We start from the raw sequence: 21,552 nt of genomic DNA on the forward strand, positions 1-21,552 counted from the left end.
GATGTCTGACCAATCTACCCTTCAGCAGATCCAGTCCATTGAGGGCAAAGTGCGCCAGCTGGTACAACAGTACCAGGCCGGGCAAGAGCGGCTTCAGGCAGCCCACCAGGAAATAGCGCGCCTCCAGCAAGTGATTCAGGAAAAAGATGCTGAGATAAAAAATTTTCAGAATCAAGATAATATTAGTAAAATTGTACAAACCATAGCAGTAGACACTGCCAGTTCAACGGAGTTGAAGCTGAAAATAAACGAGTACTTGCGTGAAATTGACAAGTGTATCGCTTATTTAAGAGAATAGAAGTACGGGTTGTCTGGTTGCGGTTGTTGTATGTTCTTTTTAAACGCGTGTTTACACGCTCTTATACCCATAATAGAACCTTAGGCTTGACATGCGGAATTTTTACTTTTTTATGACATCGCAGGGCAACCTTTCAACAAACAAACGCGCCACGGCAGCACTTAACAGCATCTGGACATGAGTGAGTTATCTATAAGAATCAAGATAGCCGACCGCGAATATCCAATGCGGGTAAACGAGGACGAGGAAGAAAGGCTGCGGCAAGCCGGAAAATACCTGAACGAGCGCCTGAGAATGTTCAGGGAAGAGTTCGGGATTCATGACAAGCAGGATCTGCTGGCCATGATTGCGCTGGAAACCGCTGCTGACAAGATAAAAACGGAAGACGCCGCCGTAGAAACCCAACTATCGTTGGAAGAAAAACTTTCTTCTTTAAACCAATTGCTCTCTTCTCTGCAGCTCGGATAATCAACCGTCCGCTCCGCCCCTGATTGGCTCAGTGTCATTGCTATAACGTAACCCTTTAAAGTTATAGTCATGACTATTTATATCATTTTAGCTGCGGTAGTAGGCGCCGGAATAGGCTTCTACGTGGGCCGTGTGCTTCTCCTGAAGCTCTTCAAAGAGCAGGAAGAACAGGCAACAGAACGTGCCAAACTCATCATCCGTGAGGCGGAGGTTAAGGCTGAAACCCAGAAAAAGGACAAGATGCTGGAAGCCAAGGAGCATTTCCTGAAGCTGAAGGTAGAGCATGAGGAAGAATCCAACCGCAAGAAAAACATCATTCTCCAGAACGAGAACAAGGTAAAGCAGCGTGAGCAGCAGGTAACCAAGCAACTGGAAGATTTAAAGCGGAAAGAGCAGGAGAATGATGTTCTCAAAGACAAACTGAACCAGCAACTGGAAGGCTTTAACAAGCGCAAAGAAGACTTGGAGGCCCAGTTCCGCGATAAGCAAGCCAAAGTAGAGCAAGATCACCACGAAATCCTGAGCCGTTTGGAGCGTATCGCTAACCTGAGCGCCGAGGAAGCCCGCGAGCAATTGGTAGAGAACCTCAAGTCTGAAGCCTCTACCCGCGCCTCTTCTTACATCAAAGACATTGTGGCCGAGGCCAAACTCACCGCTACCAAAGAAGCCAAGAAGGTAGTGATTGAGACCATCCAGCGCACTGCCGCTGAGCACGCCATTGAGAACTGCGTGTCTATCTTCAACATTGAGTCTGACGATATCAAAGGCAAGATCATCGGTCGTGAAGGACGTAACATCCGTGCTCTGGAAGCTGCCACTGGCGTAGAGATCATCGTAGACGACACTCCTGAAGCCATCATTATTTCTGGTTTTGACCCGGTTCGCCGCGAGATTGCCCGTCTTTCTTTGCACCGCCTGGTAGCCGATGGTCGTATTCACCCGGCCCGTATTGAGGAAGTGGTGTCTAAGACGAAGAAAAGCATTGAAGACGAGATTGTAGAAATTGGTGAGCGTACCGCCATTGATTTAGGAATCCATGGTTTGCACCCTGAGTTGATCAAGATGGTAGGCCGCATGCGCTTTAGATCATCTTACGGTCAGAACCTGCTGCAACACTCCCGTGAGGTAGCCAACCTTTGCGCCACTATGGCCGCTGAACTTGGCTTGAACGTGAAGCACGCCAAACGTGCCGGTCTGCTCCACGACATCGGGAAAGTTACCACTGAGGAACCAGAATTGCCGCACGCCATTATTGGTATGCAGTTGGCCCAGCAGTACAAAGAGCACCCAGACGTATGCAACGCCATCGGTGCTCACCACGACGAGATTGAGATGACGGCCATGATTTCTCCCATCATCCAGTCATGTGATGCTATCTCCGGCTCCCGCCCTGGTGCCCGTCGCGAGATCATGGAGTCGTACATCAAGCGTTTGAAAGAACTGGAAGAAACTGCCCACTCATTTGAAGGCGTAAATCAGTGTTATGCCATCCAGGCAGGCCGTGAGCTTCGTGTCATGGTAGACGCTGACAACGTAACCGATGAGCGCGCTTCACAGCTTTCCTTCGATATCTCTCAGAAGATTGAAAAAGAGATGCAATACCCTGGCCAGATCAAAATCACAGTTATCCGGGAAATGCGTTCTGTGTCTTACGCGAAGTAGGACATTAAATTTTAGACGCTAGAAGTTAGACTCCTGTATTGGAGCTGATTTATAGAAATAACGTAAAAAGGCCCTCTACTAAAAAGTAGAGGGCCTTTTTCATGGAGGGGCAATCCCTTGTATTCGTTAATAACAGGGCAACCACAAGGCATTGCTGCTCATTTACTTATACTTTTCCTTCCTACGATTTGGCCAGATTTCTGGAAAACACTCCTGAAATGTTCTTCATCATAATCGCTCTGGAAATAGTGGGTCCGCCCCAAACCAAGATCTCAGTGCAGAGACCGGCAGCGTTAAACCGAAGCGCCAGCACCGCACTGTAGACCACGCTTTCTGCAGAACCCCAGGTGCCTTCCAGTTGAGCATAACCAACTTCTCCCTGTACGCCAATCAGCTGGTAAGATAAGTTGGCGTATATGCCCAGGAACGCATCATAATGCTGCTGAATCCTGGCCGACCCGAAGATGGGCGAGGCAAAAGGTGATTCCAGCATCCTGACTTCCGGCGAAAATAACTGCTGCAAGGCCGCACGGTCGTTCTCATTTAAAGCCGTTTGCATGGCGTCTAACCAAGCCGTGAGGTAAACGTGCGTCAGGAAATGCTTGTGCTTGCTCTCTGGTAACCCCGGCTTTGACCCGCGTAATACAAGCAGATGAGGTTACCCGAAGGATCACGTAAATACGCTTCCCGCCAGCCCCATGGCTTGTCTTTGAGATCTTGCTCAAACACATAGCCATGCGCTTTCTGGGATGACACGGCATGGTCTACCTGAGCGCACTCAAAGTAAACGGTAGTAGTAGAAGGTTGAAAAGTACCCTCCCGGTGCAAATGTACCGAGAAAGTGGAAAGCCCGTCAGGACATACGAAACGGGCGTAATGTGGGCTATGCACAATCAGGTGGAGGCCTAGCCCTTTATAAAAAGCAACCGCTTCCGACACATGGTGCACAGAAACGGTTACCTGGTTTAATGCCAAACTCATTGCTGAGAATTAAGAATAACTAACGAATGACCTTGCTCACGCCCACCACTACGGCGGCAATGCGCACGGCATCAAAAATACGCTGCTCAGAAGCACCCAGCTTGCGTACGCTTTCCTCATGCGAGGTCACGCAACGCTCACAGCCATTGATGGCAGAGATAGCCAGACTCACCAGCTCAAAGAATTCTTTGCCGGTCACGGGGTTCATCATGATGTTCATCTTCACTTTAGCGGGCGCTGACTCATAGAAATCAGTGTGCATGAAGTGCTTGAACCGGTACAGAATATTGTTAGTGCTTAGCAAAGAGGTCACGGCAACCGCCTCAGCTAACTCAGCATCAGTAGCTCCGTGAGAAGCTGCCAAAGCTCTGAACGACTCGATCAAAGTGTTGTTTTCCTCGTTCACCGCCGCAGATAAGGCAATCAGGTACGCTTCTATGGACGTCACGTTCTCTGACTGCAGAGCGGTTTTCAAATTGATGCGCAGGTCCTTCAGGTATTTGGAGTCGCCTTGCACCAGCTGGTCCAGGCGTGCGAAATCTTGGCCTGAAAGACCTAAGTCCTTCAGGAAATCTTGTTGGGTTTCTTGGATGACAGAAAGCATGGAAATATATAGATAGGAAGGTGCTGGAGCAGCGGCTGTACAGAAAGCGCGCCCGGTCAGGCACCTTTTGAAAAGAAGAATAGAAACAGAAGCTTTGGGGACCGGTAAGTAACAGATTTTACCTTCCGGCCCTCCGCAGCCTTCCTGTATAAAAAACAATTAAACGGCTAAGGTAGCTTCGCCTTTTTTCCAGTTACAAGGGCACAACTCATCGGTTTGCAGGGCGTCAAGCACGCGCAGCACTTCGGCTACGTTACGACCCACGCTTAATCCGTTCACGCTCACCCATTGGATGATGCCTTGCGGATCTACGATGAACGTTACCCGGTATGCCACGCGCTCTTCAGCATCCAGAATGCCCAGTTCTTCGGCTAAGGACTTGGAAGTATCGGCTAACATTGGTAAGCGTAAGCCACGCAGGTCATCGTGATCGCGGCGCCAGGCAGCGTGCACAAACTCAGAATCAGTGGAGGCGCCAATCAGTTGGCAGTCGCGGTCGCGGAACTCATCATAGTTCTTGTTGAACTCCGCGATCTCCGTTGGACAAACGAAAGTAAAGTCTTTGGGCCACCAGAACATAACCAGCCACTGGTCGTTGTCGCGGTGTTCCTGGTGGGTGATGGTTCTAAACTCTTGGTCTCTCTCTAAAGAAACAACAGCTTTTTTGGAAAAGGCAGGGAATTCTGCCCCAACAGATAGTACTCGGTTTTGTGACATGGTATATGTAAAGGTTAAAAGAAAATAAAGGGTTGTAGTAGTGTCTTAAGAGCGGCGGATTAGGAACCTTGAAAGGCGTTCAGCATCCAAAGGTTTTTTTCCAGGGTATTCAGGTTATCGCTGATCAGCCCTTGGGTACCTTCATCGTCCAGTTCAGCGGCCAAGGCCAACACCTCACGCTCCAGGTGGATGATTTGCCCGATGTTCTCCACGGTGGCTGCCACGGTGTCTACGTCTGAAGTAAGGCCTTTTCTTTCCTGCACTCTGGACGTGGCCAGGAAATCAGAAAAGCTGTGCATGGGCACGTGGCGTAAGGTTAGGATACGCTCGGCAATCTCATCAATGGTTTCAAAGGCCTCGGTGTACAGTTCCTCAAACTTGGCATGTAGCGCGAAGAAGTTTCCGCCTTTAATGTTCCAGTGAAAGGCCCGCAGATTTTGGTAATACACGTGATAGTTGGCCAGTAACTCATTCAGTTTAACAGCCAGGTCTTTGGTATCTCTGCGTTCCAGTCCTAATTCGTTGTGTGATTCCATAGTAATGTAAGTGGTTAGAAAAATGTATTGTTCTGACTAACCATACGGCAAAGGTGTACTAAACGATTTTATAGTTCAAATTGATAATACCTATATCTATATAGATACTACCTATTATCTTTGCAACATCACGCACCTACTGCTTAAGCCCTCTTCTGCTGAAAACAGGCTATAAACAGCTACTCAATACCTTAGACAACCATGACCCTTACCCAACTGGAATATCTGCTCTCTGTAGATACGTACCGGCACTTTGCCACCGCCGCTGAAAAATGTTTTGTGACGCAGCCAACCCTGAGTATGCAGATTCAGAAACTGGAGGAAGAACTAGGCGTGCAGGTATTTGACCGCAGCCGGGTGCCCGTGCGTCCTACAGAGTTAGGCAAGGAGATTATAGTCCAAGCCAGAGTGGCCGTGGCCGAGTTCAAGAAGATTGAAGAGTTGGTGAAGGTGCAGCGCGATGGCATTACCGGGGAGCTGAGAATGGGCGTGATTCCCACCCTGGCTCCTTACCTGGTGCCGCTGTTCATCACTGACTTTATTCAGAAATATCCGCAGGTGCACGTTTCTATTCAGGAGATGGTGACCACCACCATTGTGGAGAAACTGAAGCTGGAACTTTTGGATGTTGGGCTGCTCGTCACCCCTTTGCACGATAAGACCATCCTTGAGATTCCGCTTTTCTACGAAGCGTTTGTAGGCTACCTGCACCCGTCACACCCCCTTTCTGAGCTAAAGGAAATCACCGCTGAGTCCATTGACCCAGCCGACCTTTGGCTTCTGAATGATGGGCATTGTTTCCGGAGCCAGGTGCTGCAACTCTGCAACCGCGCCAAAGGCACCCGCAATGTACACTTAGATTATGAGAGCGGCTCCCTGGAAACGTTGAAGCGGATTGTGGAAACCCAGAGCGGTATGACCCTACTGCCAGAACTATCAGTACAGGAGCTGTCATCGGAGAAAAAAGCCATGATCAGGCCCTTTGTAGAACCCCAGCCTCTGCGGGAAGTAAGCTTGGTGGTGCACCGCAGCTTTCTGAAGAAACGCATGATAGAGGCCTTACGGGACGAGATTATTGCGCATGTTCCTTCAGGACTAAAGGAGAGGAACCCGGTAAGGGTGGTCAAGATCAAATAATCTGTTTTAAGACTGTTTTCTTTAAACTACGCTTAAAACAAAAAGGCGGCTCTTTGCAGAGCCGCCTTTTTTTATATCAGAACAGGTGAGCTTACGCGTTGGTAGCTTCGCCTTGTAATACTCTTACCATGGTCTCACCAATTTCGGCTGGAGAGTCTACTACGTGGATGCCGTTCTCGCGCATGATGCGCATTTTAGCAGCAGCGGTATCATCAGCACCACCAATGATGGCACCTGCGTGGCCCATTCTACGACCAGCCGGAGCCGTCTGACCAGCGATGAAACCAACTACTGGCTTCTTGTTACCCGTAGCCCGGATGTACTCCGCAGCTACGGCTTCGTAGTTACCACCAATCTCACCAATCATCACGATGGCATCCGTCTCTGGATCTTCCATCAACAGTTCCACTGCGTTTTTAGTAGGCGTTCCAATGATTGGGTCACCACCAATACCGATAGCGGTAGAGATACCTAAACCAGCTTTCACAATCTGGTCAGCGGCCTCATAGGTCAACGTACCAGACTTAGAAACGATCCCGATTCTACCTGGCTTGAACACGAAACCTGGCATGATACCAACCTTCGCCTCACCCGGAGTGATTACGCCTGGGCAGTTTGGTCCGATCAAAGTAACCGGCTTGTTTTTGATGTAGTTTTTAGCGGCAACCATGTCTTTCACCGGAATTCCTTCGGTAATGGCCACAATCACTTCAATACCGGCATCGGCGGCTTCCATAATGGCATCAGCGGCAAATGCTGGTGGCACGAAAATGATAGACACGTTAGCACCGGCTTTCTGTACGGCCTCGGCTACGGTGTTGAATACCGGACGGTCTAAGTGGGTAGAACCACCTTTGCCTGGGGTTACACCACCTACTACGTTGGTGCCATACTCAATCATTTGCTGTGCGTGGAATGAACCTTCTGAGCCGGTGAAGCCCTGCACAATCACTTTGGAATCTTTATTTACTAAAACACTCATGTGTAGTGGATTATGTGAAAGATGTACGCTCTCGTTAAAACTGTACGCAAAAATAGGCTTTTTTGCTGCCCATCCAAACTTAGAATTCCCATTAAGCCCTTCCGGTAAGAATATCCGTTTAGGTGTTGTTTTCTGAAAATAAGACTAAAACCAAGAGCAGGCGCTTTCCTGAGCACACTCAGCAATACAGTAAATTCACTATATTAAGACCAAAAAGCGCCTCCATGCCTCTGCCCTCCTGTCTTCGTCTGTGTTTTGCCTTACTCATAACCTGTTGCCTGCTGCCTATTCTTCAGGTTAAGGGTCAACAGAATCTAGCCCTTAGCCGCACCACCAGTTACTACACCTACATCTATAAAATCACGGATACAGAAGCGAAAACCTTGTACGAGAAAGGGATGGACGCTGCTAAGCAAAGCTTCTTTCATTTTAAGGTAGATTCATTCCAAACGGGGCTGAGCTACCCTAAGCAATTACCGCAAGGCCATTACCTTTACGCGTATGCTTCTGGTCCAGACCTGGAATACATCCTGCAGAGCCAAACCAATCTACAACTACAGTTACTGAAAAACCACGTGGATTTGGCGGCGGTACTGTATGACACGTTAGGGACTTCCATCACCACTGCCAAGGTGCAGCTAGGCAGAAAACAAATCCCCTTTGATGCTGGTACTGGAAGTTACCGGTTAGCGAATACCAAGAAAAGTGGACTGCTTTCAGTGACGCATGAGGGTTTTACCTTCTATGTGCCGGTAGAACAACATAACAAAAAGTGGAAAGCACCACTATGGCGGAAAGTATTACTGGGTCGGCCTGTGTATTACATCTGGAGCCCTTTCCGGGATATTGGCTACAGCATTATCCATGGGTACCGCCGCGGGTTTGTCCAGCACTTCTTCAACTTGTTCGATGGCTCCTGGTTGGATAATTTCAACAGTACTCCTAAGGGTTACCTAGTCCTGAACAAGCCCATGTACCGGCCCAATGATACGGTGCAGTACAAAGCATTTCTGGTCAAGCCAAACGGCAAGCCTTACCGGAAACCCTTAAAAGCAGAGGTGTATGGCAACAGCAAAACCAAGAAGGTAGGTGACTTGAAGCCTTACCGGCCAGGCGCCTATGAAGGTTCCTTCGTACTGCATGACTCCCTCCAACTCAGGCTGGACACCTATGTAAACATAAAATTAGTACGGGAGAGAAAATGGAACGATGACCAAATCATCAGCTCTCAGTTCAAATACGAAGACTATGAACTGAAGGAAAACACTTACACCCTCCGATTAGAAAAACAGGAGCATTTTGCCGGCACTACCAATAGTGTCATCTTGCGAGGAGCCGATGCCAATGGTTTAACCTTAACCGATGCCCGGGTAGAACTAACCGTACTGACACGCCAGATCAGGCAGACCAATGCTCCTGTGCAGTTTATTCCAGACACGTTGTGGGCGCACCAGCAGCCCCTGGAAAACTCCGGCGAAACCACCATCCAGCTTCCGGTCTCTATCTTCCCCAAAGCAAAAGTAGAGTATCAGGTAGAAGCGGTTTTCCTGAATTCCAGCAATGAGCGAAGCACCAAGAGCGCCAAAAGCATTTACTCCTTTGAAGACGGCCACCTGAAACTGAGCTTGTTAAATGACAGCCTTCAGGCCAGCTACCTGGAAGGCGAGAAATCACTTCCTAAAGAAGCTACCTTAACGTTAACAGATGCGAAAGGAGAAAAACTGCAGACGCAGAAAATCAACTTACCCGCATTGCTGCCATTGCAGCCTCATGCTCAGAAATACCAGATTACTGCTGGCAAGCTGCAAGCGAGTTTAGACCTGCAAGATGAACCGGCTAACCTCCAATTTTATTCTGAGCGCACCGGCGACTCTCTTTTCCTGAGCATCCAGAACCCCAGACACCTGCCCTTCTGGTACTTTGTGTACAAAAACAACCGCTTGATTGACCGCGGCCAGGATACCACCTCTTTGTGGCACTACAACCGCAAAGCCGCTAATCAGGAGCCGTATTACGTGTCTGTGCAATACTTATGGGGTGGCCAGGTGCGCAGTGAGGAATACAACGCCCCTTTCCGAAAACATGAGCTGGATATCATGGTACAAGCACCAGCTACGGTCTATCCGGGGCAGAAAACCACGATGACGCTCCAGGTAAAGGATGCAAAAGGCAAGCCAGCCGCCAACGTAGACCTCACGGCTTATGCGCTCACCTCCAAGTTTAAGACTGCTGCCCCGCCTCAGCTTCCCAGATTTAGCAGGTACCAAAGCAGAAAAGACCGGCGCACCTTTGCTTTGAAAGATGGACCGGAACAGGGCTCAAGCTTGCTGCAGTGGGAGCATTGGCGGAAAAGTATGGGCTTGGACAGCTTGGCGTACTATGATTTGTTGTACCCCCAAAAAGGCATCTACACCAACTACACTGCCAACCCAGATAGCCTCACCCAGTTTGCTCCCTTTGTGGTAGATTCCGGAAGAGTGATGCCTGTGCATGTGATTTTTTTGGACCAGGTACCAGTGTATTTCTCCGGTACCAATGTGGTCCCGCCCTACTCCTTCCCGGCCGACAGCGGATACCATTATTTAAAACTCCGCACAGCTAAACACTTTATTGAACTGGACAGCGTGTACCTAAAGCACGGGCAAAAACTCCTTCTGAGCATCGACCAGAACAAGATGACGCACTTGCTGGAAAAAGCTAAAGAAGGGCAACTGGCAGAAGCAGAGCAAGGTGCCCTCACGCAGTACCTGGTTCCGGTGGAGCAGAATTTCCACACCGGCCTCACGTTTCTGAAGCAAGGAAACACCATTCAGTACTTGCCTAACAGTTCTTCCACTAGAACGCTCAACCGCGGAAATCAGTGGGATAAAATTCTCCTGACGGGTCCTTTCCGAGCGGGTGTGATGCAATTTAACTCACTGGGTAATTTCACTACCAGCTTTACGCCCGAAGCCAACTACACCCATCGTTTTGAACCTGATTTACTGAAAATGCGCGAGAAACAGACGTTCGCCGGCAAAGTGTTTCTTTCTGCCAGAGGCAACTCTTACCATCTTGCCTCCAGTGCATTGGCAGAAACAGCCTACACAGAAGATAAATTGCGCAAACAATGGGCAGAAAGTCAATATGCGTACTGGTTAGACATAATTTTGGACAAGCCAGAATACCACACAGAGGCAGGTTACGGCCGCTTACATTGGCAACTAGACTCTACGTTTAAAGAAAACCCAACATTTATCTTCTTGTATGAGCCCAAGGCTGCGAACGAACAAGTAGCCATGTACCGTGGTACCACAACTCACTTGAAGCAACTGGCTCCCAAAAAATACAAACTGGTCCTGGTGTTTGCAGACCATCGGCAGATCAGCACGTTGGTCACTGTTCAACCTAACGGGGAGTTGCGCCTACTCTTCAACAAATTCCAGTTGATGGCTTCTACGCCGGAGACCAAAGCCTTAGAGACGTATTTGCAGAATAGCGTGGAAGCAGCCACACGCCGTGCCATCACCACCGTGCCGCTGTCTACCTCCGTTCCTGCTGCTCCAGCCCCTACCGTTATATACGGCGGCTCCTCTAAGTATTACAATGAAGTACGGGGGCAAGTGTTTGATGCTGCTACCGGGGAAGCCATACCCGGAGCAACCGTTCAGGTGAAGGGAACCACTACCGGTACTGCTACTAATGCAGATGGAAGGTTCAGCATTGAAGCGCCTTCCAACGGAGTACTTGTGGTTGCCTTTATTGGGTATGTATCCCAGGAAATACTTATTAGAGGTAACAGCCGGATTGACATTAAGTTAATGGGAGATGTTAAGCAATTGAATGAAGTAGTAGTGATTGGCTACGGCTCCGTATCAAGAAAAGACCTGACGGGTGCTGTTGTCACAGTAAGTGGAAGCCTGCAAGGAAGAGTGGCAGGGGTCCAGGTATCAGGAGGGCAACCAGGCGGAAATAATAGCATCCGCATCAGGGGTGCTTCTTCTATCCAAGGCAATTCCCAGCCGCTCATTATTGTAGACGGCCTTCCGTTCAGCGGCAATTTAGGTGACCTTGGAGCGAGCGCCATCGCCTCTAGTACCACATTAAAAGGCGCAGAGGCCACCGCTATTTATGGGAACGCTGCGGCAAACGGCGTCATTATCATTACCACCAAAAAAGGCAAAGCCGAGGCCGAGCAGCCGCTCCTGGCCGGTACCGAGGCTGATGCTATTGCCTCCATCCGCAGCTACTTTTCTGATTATGCGTTCTGGCAGCCGCGCCTGGCCACTGACAAACAAGGAAAAGCCACGTTCCCAGTTACTTTTCCCGGCGATGTGGCCAGTTGGAAAGCCCACGTGCTGGCCATGGACGGAAACAAACGCAGCGGCACCGCCAGCACCGAGACTCGTTCGTTCAAAGCCATGATGGCGACACTGAGCGGACCAAGGTTCCTGATTGAGGGTGACAGAACCCAGATCATCGGCAAGGCAGTAAATTACTTGCCAGACACCGCCTCGGTACAGACTCGGTTTGAGTTCAACGGGCAGGCGCTTCGGCAACAGAACCTGAAACTGAGCCGCGTGTTCACAGATACCGTCATGATTCAGGCCCCGGCTGTGGCACCAGACTCGGTGGAACTGATGTACTCTCTGCGACAGGGCAGCGGCTTCTCAGACGGCGAGCGGCGGTACATTAGCGTCTACAAAAAAGGCGTGCTGGAACGCCAAGGCGTTTTCTTGTCGCTGCCCATTGATACTACGCTTACCCTCACGTTTGATCCCTCCAAAGGCCCGGTGCACTTCTACGCCCAGAGCAACTTGCTGCAGGTGATGCTGGACGAGATTAAATACCTGTATCGCTATCAATACTGGTGCAACGAACAAGCGGCCTCCAAACTGAAAGGCTTGCTGTGGGAGAAACGCATTCAGGCAGCATTAGGCAAAGAATTTGAGCATGACAAGATGGTGCGCCGTTTAATAAGACACTTGGAGAAAACGCAGAAGCAGGACGGCACCTGGAGCTGGTGGGAAAACGGCCCCGCTTACCTCTGGATCAGCCATCATGTTACGGAGGCCTTGGTCATGGCCCAGCAGGAAGGCTACACCACCAACTTCAAGAAACAGCCGCTCATTGACTACCTCACATACCGAGTGGAGAGAAAAGATGCGCAGGATAAGATAAGGGCCGTAGAGATTCTGCAGCAGCTGGAGGGCAAAGTTGATTTCCCGGCGTACATCACCCTACTGGAGAAACAACCGCATCTCACCCTGGAAGACCAGTTTCGGTTAACCCGCTTGCGGCAGAAACTTCAGATGAAAGCCCCACTGGATACGCTTACCAAATACCGTCACACCACCACTCTGGGTGGCCTATACTGGGGTAGAGAAAAAAGCAGTTTATTTGACAGCCACATCTCCAATACCCTGCTGGCCTACGGGATTCTGAAAGCCGCTGGCGGGCATGAACGTGATTTGCTCAGAATTCAAGCCTTTTTGCTCAACGAGCGGCGGACCGGCTACTGGCGCAACACCTATGAATCGGCCAGGGTTCTGGAGACGCTTTTGCCTGATCTGGTGCGGGAAAAAGGCCAGACACCCGAGAACCAGTTGACCCTAGCTGGTCCGCTCAATACCACGTTGCGTAAGTTTCCGGCAGACACCACCTTCACCCCTACCCAACCGCTTACGCTGAGCAAAAAAGGATCATTGCCGCTCTACCTTACTGCCTACCAAAACGAATGGATCACGAACCCCGAGCGGGTGGAGAAAGACTTTACCGTACGCACCCGGTTTGTGGGCACCAACTCCTCACAGGCAACGCTGGAAGCCGGCAAACCCGTGGAATTGGAAGTTGACGTGTACGTGAAGAATAATGCCTCTTACGTGATGATTGAGGTGCCCATTCCGGCTGGTTGCTCTTATGACACCAAATCTAGTTGGGGACCAAACGAAGCACATCGCGAGTACTTCCGCCACAAAGTATCTATCTTCTCTAATTACCTCACCAAAGGCCACTACACCTTTACGGTCAAACTACTTCCCCGCTACAAAGGCACTTACACCCTGAATCCGGCCAAAGCCGAGTTGATGTATTTCCCCACGTTCTTTGGGCGGGAAGGTATGAAGGAAGTGAAAGTTAAATAGCAGTTTAGCTTTAGTTTACTATTATGTTTCGGGCATGTTTTATAGAAAGCTGGCCCGAAAGGCAAGTAGATTTTATTAACATTTTTTTGAGTTGACTTGGCGTTACATGTAGTAACAATTCACATTAATTTAGCTCTATTATTAGTAAAGGATTTTTTAATTGAGTTAACATTTGCTAATTCAGTTCTATAGCTGCTTTTCAAAGTCTGATAAAACTCTTTGATAATACTTGCTTATAAAAAAGGGCTCAAGTTTCATTTATTAGAAACTTGAGCCCTTAAAAACCTGAAAAGGTTAGGTAAAATAATTTAATCCGGCACCACTAGTTGAGGCATAGCAGAATTAGGCTTATGTATTATTGCTTCACCACCTTGATGGTAGTGCGTTTCCCACCTTGCCAGATTTCTACAAGGTAGGTTCCAGCAGCAAGTTTGTCGCCGAACTGAACAGATTTATCAACTTCACTTTTGAACTGCTCAACTTTACGGTTAGTTAGATCACGCACCATCACCTCTGCTGTTTCCCCCTCAGTTCCTTCAAGCACTAGGGTGAAGTAAGAATTGCTCGGAATTGGATACACCCGAACTTGCGGTTTGCCTGTTTCTATACCCATCGTGGACACTTGGGTACTGGTTACATTACCTGATGTAACACTGCCACCAGTGATAGAAATGTTCCCGCCGCTCAAGTTTGTTTTGGCAGAAGAGGTACCCGTCCATTTGCTGGAAAGCAGTAGCCCTCCTTCGTTGGTCCAAACAGTGAAACTTATTGCATCATTGGCGCCAGTTACCCCCTTATCAGTCATCTCCACCTGCAATGTAAGATTACCTGCTACTGACAATGGGTTCAGCGGATTTGTGATATCTACCATGGCAGCTTTGCCTGTGAACACAGCCAGCTTGTTCATCTGGTCAGCTGTGTTAGTTGAAAGTGAGTTCATCACATTCCCTTTCAGTTGATACACATGGGCAATACCATCAGCCTCCGTTCTGCTGAAGATCACGTTAACACGTCCCTGCAGGTTTTTACCTGATTTATTGTATTTCACATTAGCGGCAAAATGAATCTTTGCTCCTGCATCAGCTGCATACTGCCCCTTTGAATTTGAGGTGGAAATAGCACCCGCTCCTACTACAAAGTCATTCAAAGGCTTGGCCACTAACACCGTCACATTATCGGCAGCACTGTTCCTGAAATAAGGACCGTTGTCTACTTCAATACCGATGGTGTAGTCTGCCGCATCGCTGGCTCCGGTAGTGGTTGCCCAGTTATAGACAGCCGTTCCGGTGAGCTTATCAGCATTATTTACAAGTACTACAGACAACCAGTCAGAAATAGCGGTATTGGTCTCCCTGTTCACAAAGCGCACCTTAGCCTTACTGATGTCTCCCGGATGAACATCGCCTGCAGCGTCACCCGTAGCAGATATGTCCTGAATGGTAGCGCTTAAGGTTACAGTTGCACCAGAACAGGTAGCGCAGGATGTGTTTACAAACTGTGACCCTGTAAACGTGATCAGGGCGTCCTCTTGCGTTATGGTCAAGATATTAGGCACAAACGTAAGAACATAGTTGCTGCTCAGCGCCAACGTTCCCTGATTAACCGTGTAGGTACCTAGCTCTTCTCCTGCCAAACGCTCCAATGAACCAGTGAACGTATCTGTACCTATCAGTGTGCCTTCCACAACAAAGGATAACACTGGGTCTGGATCGCTCCACTGTTTGGTAAGCGGATCTGCCTTAACGGTTATTGCCGCGGGGTTGATCGTGAGGATGGCAGTTTTAGAAGCAGCTGTATAGTATTTGTTTCCGGCAAAAGCAGCTTCAACGGTATAAACGCCAGCCTCAACCGGTAGCCCCGCCAGCGTTGTTCCTGCTGCATCTTTGTAAACCAACGTTACTTCTGGTTGCAACCTATCCTCTGACCCATTTACACCATACGCATAGGCAGTAGCAGAATATGGTTGACCATTATACGTAAAGGTGCCATCTTCCATTTTCAGGGTTGGAATTGCTTTCGTGAAGGTGGTCACTCCAAAGAAAGACAAGTTGGTAAATCCAGTGGCTGTGGCTACGTAAGGGCTGGCAGTTGTTCCGCTGCCAGTGAGTGTGGCAGCCGTGGTTTCCCAATCTCCGTCTGCATACTTCATTACATAAAGCTGCTGCGCAGGATCAAAGGCACTTGCCTGATCAGCCGCATTCCATCCAAACTGGGCAGCTAACATACTTCCTCCCTCTACATCTTCCTTTATACTCCATTGCTTGTTCACCACTTTACCTGGCTCCGTAACGGGGTTGTCAAAGGTGTTTTTAACGGTTATAGCAAAGTTATCAAAGGTACCGGTGTTCGTTAAAGTAACTGGATTGTAGCTGTTGGTTGCCGTACCTATTGGGAAAGTAACTGCCGTAGCTCCTACTGCCCGTTTCAGGACGGCATTTTCAGACATGATGAAGTAATTGGTCCCAAGTCTTAGATTGGTTGTTTTAGTTGCATCAATTGTACCTCCGTCTGCCACGGTCATCACCACTCTGCCATTGCTGGTTGAAGATGGTGCGCTGTTCACAGTATTGAATCCAGTACCCAATTTCAAAGTTCCGCTGCTACCAATGTTGAGAGAGATCAGGGAAGATGCGTTGGTAGAAAGAGGCACCAGATTAGAATTGGTAGTAGTGGCACTCAGATCCAGCGTACCATCAATATTATAAGTGTAATTACCACCTGGGTTTGCTGTACTGGTTCCAGTAGGGCTAAAAGAACCCGAAGGATGTACTAATCTTACCGTTTTCCCTTTATTGATAGTGAAGGTAACATTCTCATTAGTGGTATTGCTGACGTGGTTGTAATAGGCAGTGAAGGCAGCGTTGTTGAAAGAAAGGTCCACATCCTGGTCAAAGGTTACCTGCAACGGGTTCGTATTTCCAGGCACTGGACGCAGGCGGGTAATTCTGGAAGTCCCTGAACCCGTCCATAACACAGAAGCACAGGCAGGATTGAATTCCATGATGATCAAATCATCAGGATTGCTATTACCCCCAAAAACGCCATCGTTCTGGAGAAGCACACTTGCTGCCGAACCTGCGCCAATACGCAAGGTCTGCGCATTTGGAGTGGTGTTGTATCCCCCATTACCTTTCAGTACTGCCCCACTTTCTATGGTCAGGTTATTGGCATTTTTCAGTCCGTCTACTATTACAGAATGCCCCTCTCTGATGGTTACGTTCACACTGTTCGGTTGAACACCTTTTGCTTGTAATACCCAAGTCTTAGTGGAGGCACTATATTTCTCCCAGATAGAGGAAGCATTTGCTCCATTGCCGGTAGTTGCATTTGTCCAGAAGCCTGAACCCGCTGACCTGAACTCCCCATCAATGGGAATACTTGGATCAACAATAGCTATATAACTTTGATGGGCTGTTAAACCTGCTTTGGAAGCTTTTACATAGTAGTAATAAACGGTTCCTTTCACGGGCACACCATCTGTTACACTGAAAGCTACTACTTCATCAGTAGATCCTTTTACCGTGCTTACCTTTGTAAAATTCACGTTATCTGTGCTACGGAACACCTCATACAGCACATCACTCATAGGCCAGCTAAGATTCCAGCTAAGGGTTGTACTGGAAGCTCCTCTCTGAGCCCTGAAGTTAGCCACCGCTAATTCAGCAGGCACCATATTGTTCAAGGCTGGAAAGGCAGCATTAGGATTCCAGGCACCAAACAGGTTTGTGTTGTCATAATAAAGCGCTGCCTGTGCATCGGTTAACTGTTTAGACCAGGAAACGCGCTGGCTTACATCCACTAACTCACCGTTATACTTTTTGCTTTTGTATTCTGCATAAGTAATAAGCGAAGTATTGGTAGTGGCATTCCAAACCGACCAACCAGCAGGGATAACGGAAGTGCCCATTACCGTATTCAAGAAGACAGTCTTAGACTCTTTCCCTAAATCATTCTGCCAAGGCCTTCCCAAGGAATAATTAGTTACACCCCGGTTATTGGGGATACGGCAATCCCTGAATACCTCACCATAGGGTTGACCGGCCGGTGTATTGGCGGCGGTAACATATCCGCCTGAGTTGCCATCAATCCTATCTCTGCCATAGATGATACAGTTATCAAACACTGCAATAGAGCTACCAAATACGAAATCTGTGTTGCCATCTATGTAACAGTCTTTGAAGTACTGCCGTTTGCCGTCGCCGTTATGCCATACGGTATCCTGACCACTGATGAACCGGCAACCTTTAAATGCGTTCCGGTCACCCACTACATACAAGGCAAGCGCCTGCGGCCCATCTCCTACGTAACCCGAAGCGTTCTCTACCGTGATGCTCATCATGAAAAAGTCATTGGCGTTCACAGTAAGAGTGGCAGAAGTATTGGTGCCAAGCGTCACGCCATTCTCTACCTTGCCAGCATAGGAATCCCAACTGATAATGGTATTGGCCGCGCTTTCCCCGATAAATTGTAGGAAAGGTTTGTTGGAAGGAATGTTTACTTTTTCTACATATTTCCCATTCTTGATATAAATCACATAAGGAGTAGTTCTACCGGTTGGGGCCGCATTGATAGCTGCCTGTATGCTGGTAAAATTACCCGTACCATCCAGAGCAACTACTGCATCGGCATTGGCCGGTGTATAGACAATAGCCGCAGCCGTTGTAGTGCCATCAATAGCCAGAGTTGCATTAGCGGCTCCGGTGCTGGAGGCAAGCAGATTACCGCTGTAGGAACCGGCCACAGGCGCATTCAACCGCACAAACCGGGTAGCATCAAGGCTGTTATTGGCTGGCGCAAGACTTAAAGAAGTCTGCCATGTTGTTTCATCGGCAGATATTTCAAAACCAGCGGGAGCCGTTATCTCTACCGATGCTCCCAGATCTGTTCCTTTTACGGTGAAGGTCTTTGCAGCAGAAGGTTTCCCTACCTCTTGGGTAAACGACCCCAAGGTGCCTGCCAGTGAAACCACAGGAGTCTGGTGCGCCTGAACTGCACCAGAAATGGTGGCCGCTGGTGAATAGTTAAAGGCTTTGTCTACGGTGAAGATGTGATAGTAATAGGTAGTGCCGGAAGCGAGGGCTGCAATGCTTCCATTATCTGAGAACTGGGTATTCTTCCCTGTGAATACAACTGAGCTATTTGCCCCCATTGTATTGCCGGTTACATATACCCCGTTGGCATTGGGCACCGGTGCTGTTGCAGAAGCGCTGCGCACAACCAAGTAACCACCTCCGTCAACCCCACTGGCAGGAGCCTGCCAGCTTATGGCAATACTATTGGCCGCGCCTTTACTCGCTGGCGAGGTAGCAACATCCGGAGCGGTCATATCAAAGGTACTTCCTTGATAGATTACATAGTCATCAATGTCAAAATAAGGAGACTGCGGATTTTCTACTTTGATACCAGGATAGGTATTGGTAACCGTAACTCCACTCTGCGTAGTCATCACGCCCTGGAATAATTTCCATTCAGATAATGCAGTACTATGTGAGGTCTCATCCCTCTCGGCAGTGGTGGTACCAGTTCCACCACTCATACCACCTGTAATACTATTATAGCCACTCAGGAACAAACTGCCTGCTCCGCTGCTTGCTGGCTTCTTATACCAGAACTGCACCACATATTTGGTACCCGCCTGCAGTGTAGGAGCGATTAAAACAGGCGCTAAAAGGTATTTCACGCTGGCACTAGCCCCATTCCAATGCAGTACCTTGGAACCCGTGCGGGCGTTGGTGTTCAGGATTTGAATGGAAGAAGATGCCTCCCACTTAGTAGTTGAGGTATGGGAGGACACAGTGGAAGAGGAGCCCACTGTCTGGTTTTCAAAACCACCATCTACATCGGGGAAAGCGCCCAAAAACTGGCTTTCTGGCTCTGGCTCGGGCATAGAAGTTGTACCATTTAATGAAAAACTAACCGACTCGGCTCCCCCTCCTGAAAGCACCAGGGTACCTGAATATGTTCCGGTAGCCTGCGCATTTAAACGCACTTTGATAGAGGTGGAGGAAACTGTTCCGGCATTTGCTGTCAGGGTTATACTATTCAGCCAGTTGGTGCCATCAACGGATAATTGGTAATTGGCAGGTGCTGCAATGGAAATGTTACCAGTGAGGTTTGAACCGGAAACCAACAAAGTCTGAGCAGCCGAAGGAGAACCAATTGCCTGGTTGAAAGTACTGAAAGAACCACTTGCTAATATAGCCGGGTCTTTAGAGGAAGAGAGGGTAGATAAACTATTTAAATAGTTTTCAAGGTTGGTATAGCCGTTGCTCCCATAGGCATTTCCGTCAGAAGCAAGATTCGGATTCAAGCCATTCTGCTGCTCCCAGGCATCTGGCATGCCATCATTATCTGTATCTTGTGGTGCAAGAGTTGATTCAAGTGCCGGCCATCCGCCAACGTCAGCCTGCGAGTCTATGATCCCATTGGTGCTACCCTTTGACCCAGGAGCTGTATAAGTACCATTCTTCACATGTTCAATAATGCGAACATCTACTGCATCACGTTTAAGTGATGCCCCTGCCTGCTGAAGCACTAATTCATAAGCCTCCGTGGCTGCATGCGTCACCACATTCCCCCCAATTGGATGTGGCTCAGAAAGCTTCATGGCTGCTTTATCGGCTTCTGAGACGGTACCGTAACTACCGTGAAATTGGTTGAACACGCCATACGTCCAGTTGTCACTTGTTGCCCGGGCACTTCCCTCCACAAAATTTCCGTTTATGTAGAACTTGCCCCAAATATTGTATACTTCTGTGCCCTCTGTATTATTTTTATCAATGGAGAGGATCCGCTCTCTTTTAGAAGAAACAGTAGCTGGACCAGGTTTATAGTAATTATTCACCATGTTCACGTTCATGGCTTCTCCCCCGTAGGCACTGTTGTTCCCCCAGTTGTAAAGAACATTATTGCGCAAGTCTACCAAGTCTGTAAGAGCATAGGCCTTTCCCGCCTCTTCTCCTAACCTGGGATTACGGCTGTCATGGTTAGCCAACAGGTTATGGTGGAATGAAGCGTTCTTGCCGCCCCAAATGCCACCATAGCCATGCGCCTCTTTCACGTGTACAGAGTTGCGAAGGCTCTCAGAGATGATGCTCCACTGTAAGGTGAAGTTCTCATTCCCGTAAAAGGACACACACTCATCGGTTGACCAACTCATGGAGCAATGGTCTACAATGATGCCTTTTCTAAAGCGGCCTCCCAATGCATCTGCCTCCTGTAACGCTTCATCCCCCATCCGGAACCGTAAATACCTGATAATGACATTATCCGAATTTACATTAACCGGAAAGTTTTTGATGGTAATCCCATCGCCAGGGGCAGTTTGGCCGGCTATGGTGATGTTACCATTAGTTATATTCAGATTGGACTGTAAGCTAATCGTTCCTGATACTCTAAAGACAATTGTTCGGGCACCAGATTTACTCACAGCCTCCCGTAGGCTACCTGCGCCAGAATCATTCAGGTTTGTTACCGCATAAACTGCTCCGCCCCGTCCACCGGTGGTAAACCGACCAAAACCTTCAGCGCCAGGAAACGCCAATTGCTGGGCCTGTGTGGTAAAGGCAATAGCCATACACAGCAACAAGAGCAACTTGAGTTGTTTACTTAATTGAATTGAAACCATAATCTTTTAAGTGTTTTAATGACATATATTCAAAACAGGGCATAGAAGGCCCTTGGCAAAAGAGGTATTTTGCTTTTAGGTGTGAGTAACAGAGGTCTTTACCTTCAGTAAGGACCTATACTGTTGGCTCTATATTTGAAAAATCAATGGCTTTCTCAGTTCAGCCCATCTCATATAAAAATCAACAGGAAAGTTCTGACCAGATTCCATGCAGATAGGAAGCACTTATTCTAAAGAAACAGAGGGGATTTGAAGTAATGGAGTAGACAAGGCCATTGGGCCTGGTCCCGCACTGTTGAATGCATAAAGTAGAATTTGTCTCATATACCAGATTATTAAGTTTTTACCTATACTCACTTCCCTATAGAAGCTTTAAAAAATTGTAGAACTTCTTTCAAGCCACTCTCACCTGTACTCC

The 21,552-nt window shown here is 48.5% G+C and carries 12 protein-coding genes; 5 read left to right on the plus strand and 7 right to left on the minus strand.

Features of this window, described 5'->3' with window-relative positions; translation table 11 throughout:
• Nucleotide 1 precedes the first annotated feature (1 nt).
• From DC20_RS04915 to rny, 3 genes are all read left to right on the plus strand, one after another.
• On the plus strand, nt 2–298 hold the full coding sequence (locus DC20_RS04915; protein ID WP_062542812.1) for a hypothetical protein: 297 nt from the start codon (nt 2–4) through the stop codon (nt 296–298).
• Between the two features lie 177 nt (nt 299–475).
• Complete coding sequence (locus DC20_RS04920) at nt 476–766, plus strand: cell division protein ZapA (protein ID WP_062542813.1); 291 nt, start codon at nt 476–478, stop codon at nt 764–766.
• 69 nt (nt 767–835) lie between these two features.
• Nucleotides 836–2,428, plus strand: a complete 1,593-nt coding sequence (rny, locus tag DC20_RS04925) for a ribonuclease Y (RefSeq protein ID WP_062542814.1) — start codon at nt 836–838, stop codon at nt 2,426–2,428.
• Between the two features lie 181 nt (nt 2,429–2,609).
• Here the strand turns inward: rny and DC20_RS04930 are convergent, their stop codons facing one another.
• From DC20_RS04930 to DC20_RS04950, 5 genes are all read right to left on the minus strand, one after another.
• Nucleotides 2,610–2,987 (minus strand): hypothetical protein, encoded by a 378-nt coding sequence (locus tag DC20_RS04930; RefSeq protein WP_062542815.1) that lies wholly within the window; start codon nt 2,985–2,987, stop codon nt 2,610–2,612.
• A 32-nt stretch (nt 2,988–3,019) separates the two neighbouring features.
• Entirely contained in the window at nt 3,020–3,409 is a 390-nt protein-coding gene (locus DC20_RS04935) for a VOC family protein (protein WP_218918736.1), read from the minus strand.
• 19 nt (nt 3,410–3,428) lie between these two features.
• Nucleotides 3,429–4,013: a carboxymuconolactone decarboxylase family protein gene (locus tag DC20_RS04940; protein ID WP_062545803.1), complete on the minus strand. Its 585-nt coding sequence runs from the start codon at nt 4,011–4,013 to the stop codon at nt 3,429–3,431.
• Nucleotides 4,014–4,172: 159 nt separating this feature from the next.
• The gene (locus DC20_RS04945; RefSeq protein ID WP_062542816.1) at nt 4,173–4,730 is read right to left on the minus strand and encodes a peroxiredoxin; all 558 of its coding nucleotides are present in this window, start codon (nt 4,728–4,730) and stop codon (nt 4,173–4,175) included.
• Between the two features lie 59 nt (nt 4,731–4,789).
• On the minus strand, nt 4,790–5,266 hold the full coding sequence (locus tag DC20_RS04950; protein ID WP_062542817.1) for a Dps family protein: 477 nt from the start codon (nt 5,264–5,266) through the stop codon (nt 4,790–4,792).
• A 201-nt stretch (nt 5,267–5,467) separates the two neighbouring features.
• On the opposite strand from DC20_RS04950, the gene DC20_RS04955 reads away from it, so the two are divergent.
• Entirely contained in the window at nt 5,468–6,403 is a 936-nt protein-coding gene (locus tag DC20_RS04955) for a hydrogen peroxide-inducible genes activator (protein ID WP_062542818.1), read from the plus strand.
• A 91-nt stretch (nt 6,404–6,494) separates the two neighbouring features.
• Here DC20_RS04955 and sucD read toward each other — a convergent pair whose 3' ends face one another.
• The gene (sucD, locus tag DC20_RS04960) at nt 6,495–7,385 is read right to left on the minus strand and encodes a succinate--CoA ligase subunit alpha (protein ID WP_062542819.1); all 891 of its coding nucleotides are present in this window, start codon (nt 7,383–7,385) and stop codon (nt 6,495–6,497) included.
• A gap of 224 nt (nt 7,386–7,609) precedes the next feature.
• On the opposite strand from sucD, the gene DC20_RS04965 reads away from it, so the two are divergent.
• Entirely contained in the window at nt 7,610–13,507 is a 5,898-nt protein-coding gene (locus DC20_RS04965) for a carboxypeptidase-like regulatory domain-containing protein (protein ID WP_157593053.1), read from the plus strand.
• A gap of 355 nt (nt 13,508–13,862) precedes the next feature.
• Here the strand turns inward: DC20_RS04965 and DC20_RS22640 are convergent, their stop codons facing one another.
• A complete protein-coding gene (locus DC20_RS22640; protein ID WP_157593054.1) occupies nt 13,863–21,134 on the minus strand; it encodes a pectinesterase family protein in 7,272 nt (2,423 codons plus the stop codon).
• Nucleotides 21,135–21,552 lie beyond the last annotated feature (418 nt).

It is taken from the genome of Rufibacter tibetensis (assembly GCF_001310085.1).
In the GTDB taxonomy this organism is placed as follows: domain Bacteria; phylum Bacteroidota; class Bacteroidia; order Cytophagales; family Hymenobacteraceae; genus Nibribacter; species Nibribacter tibetensis.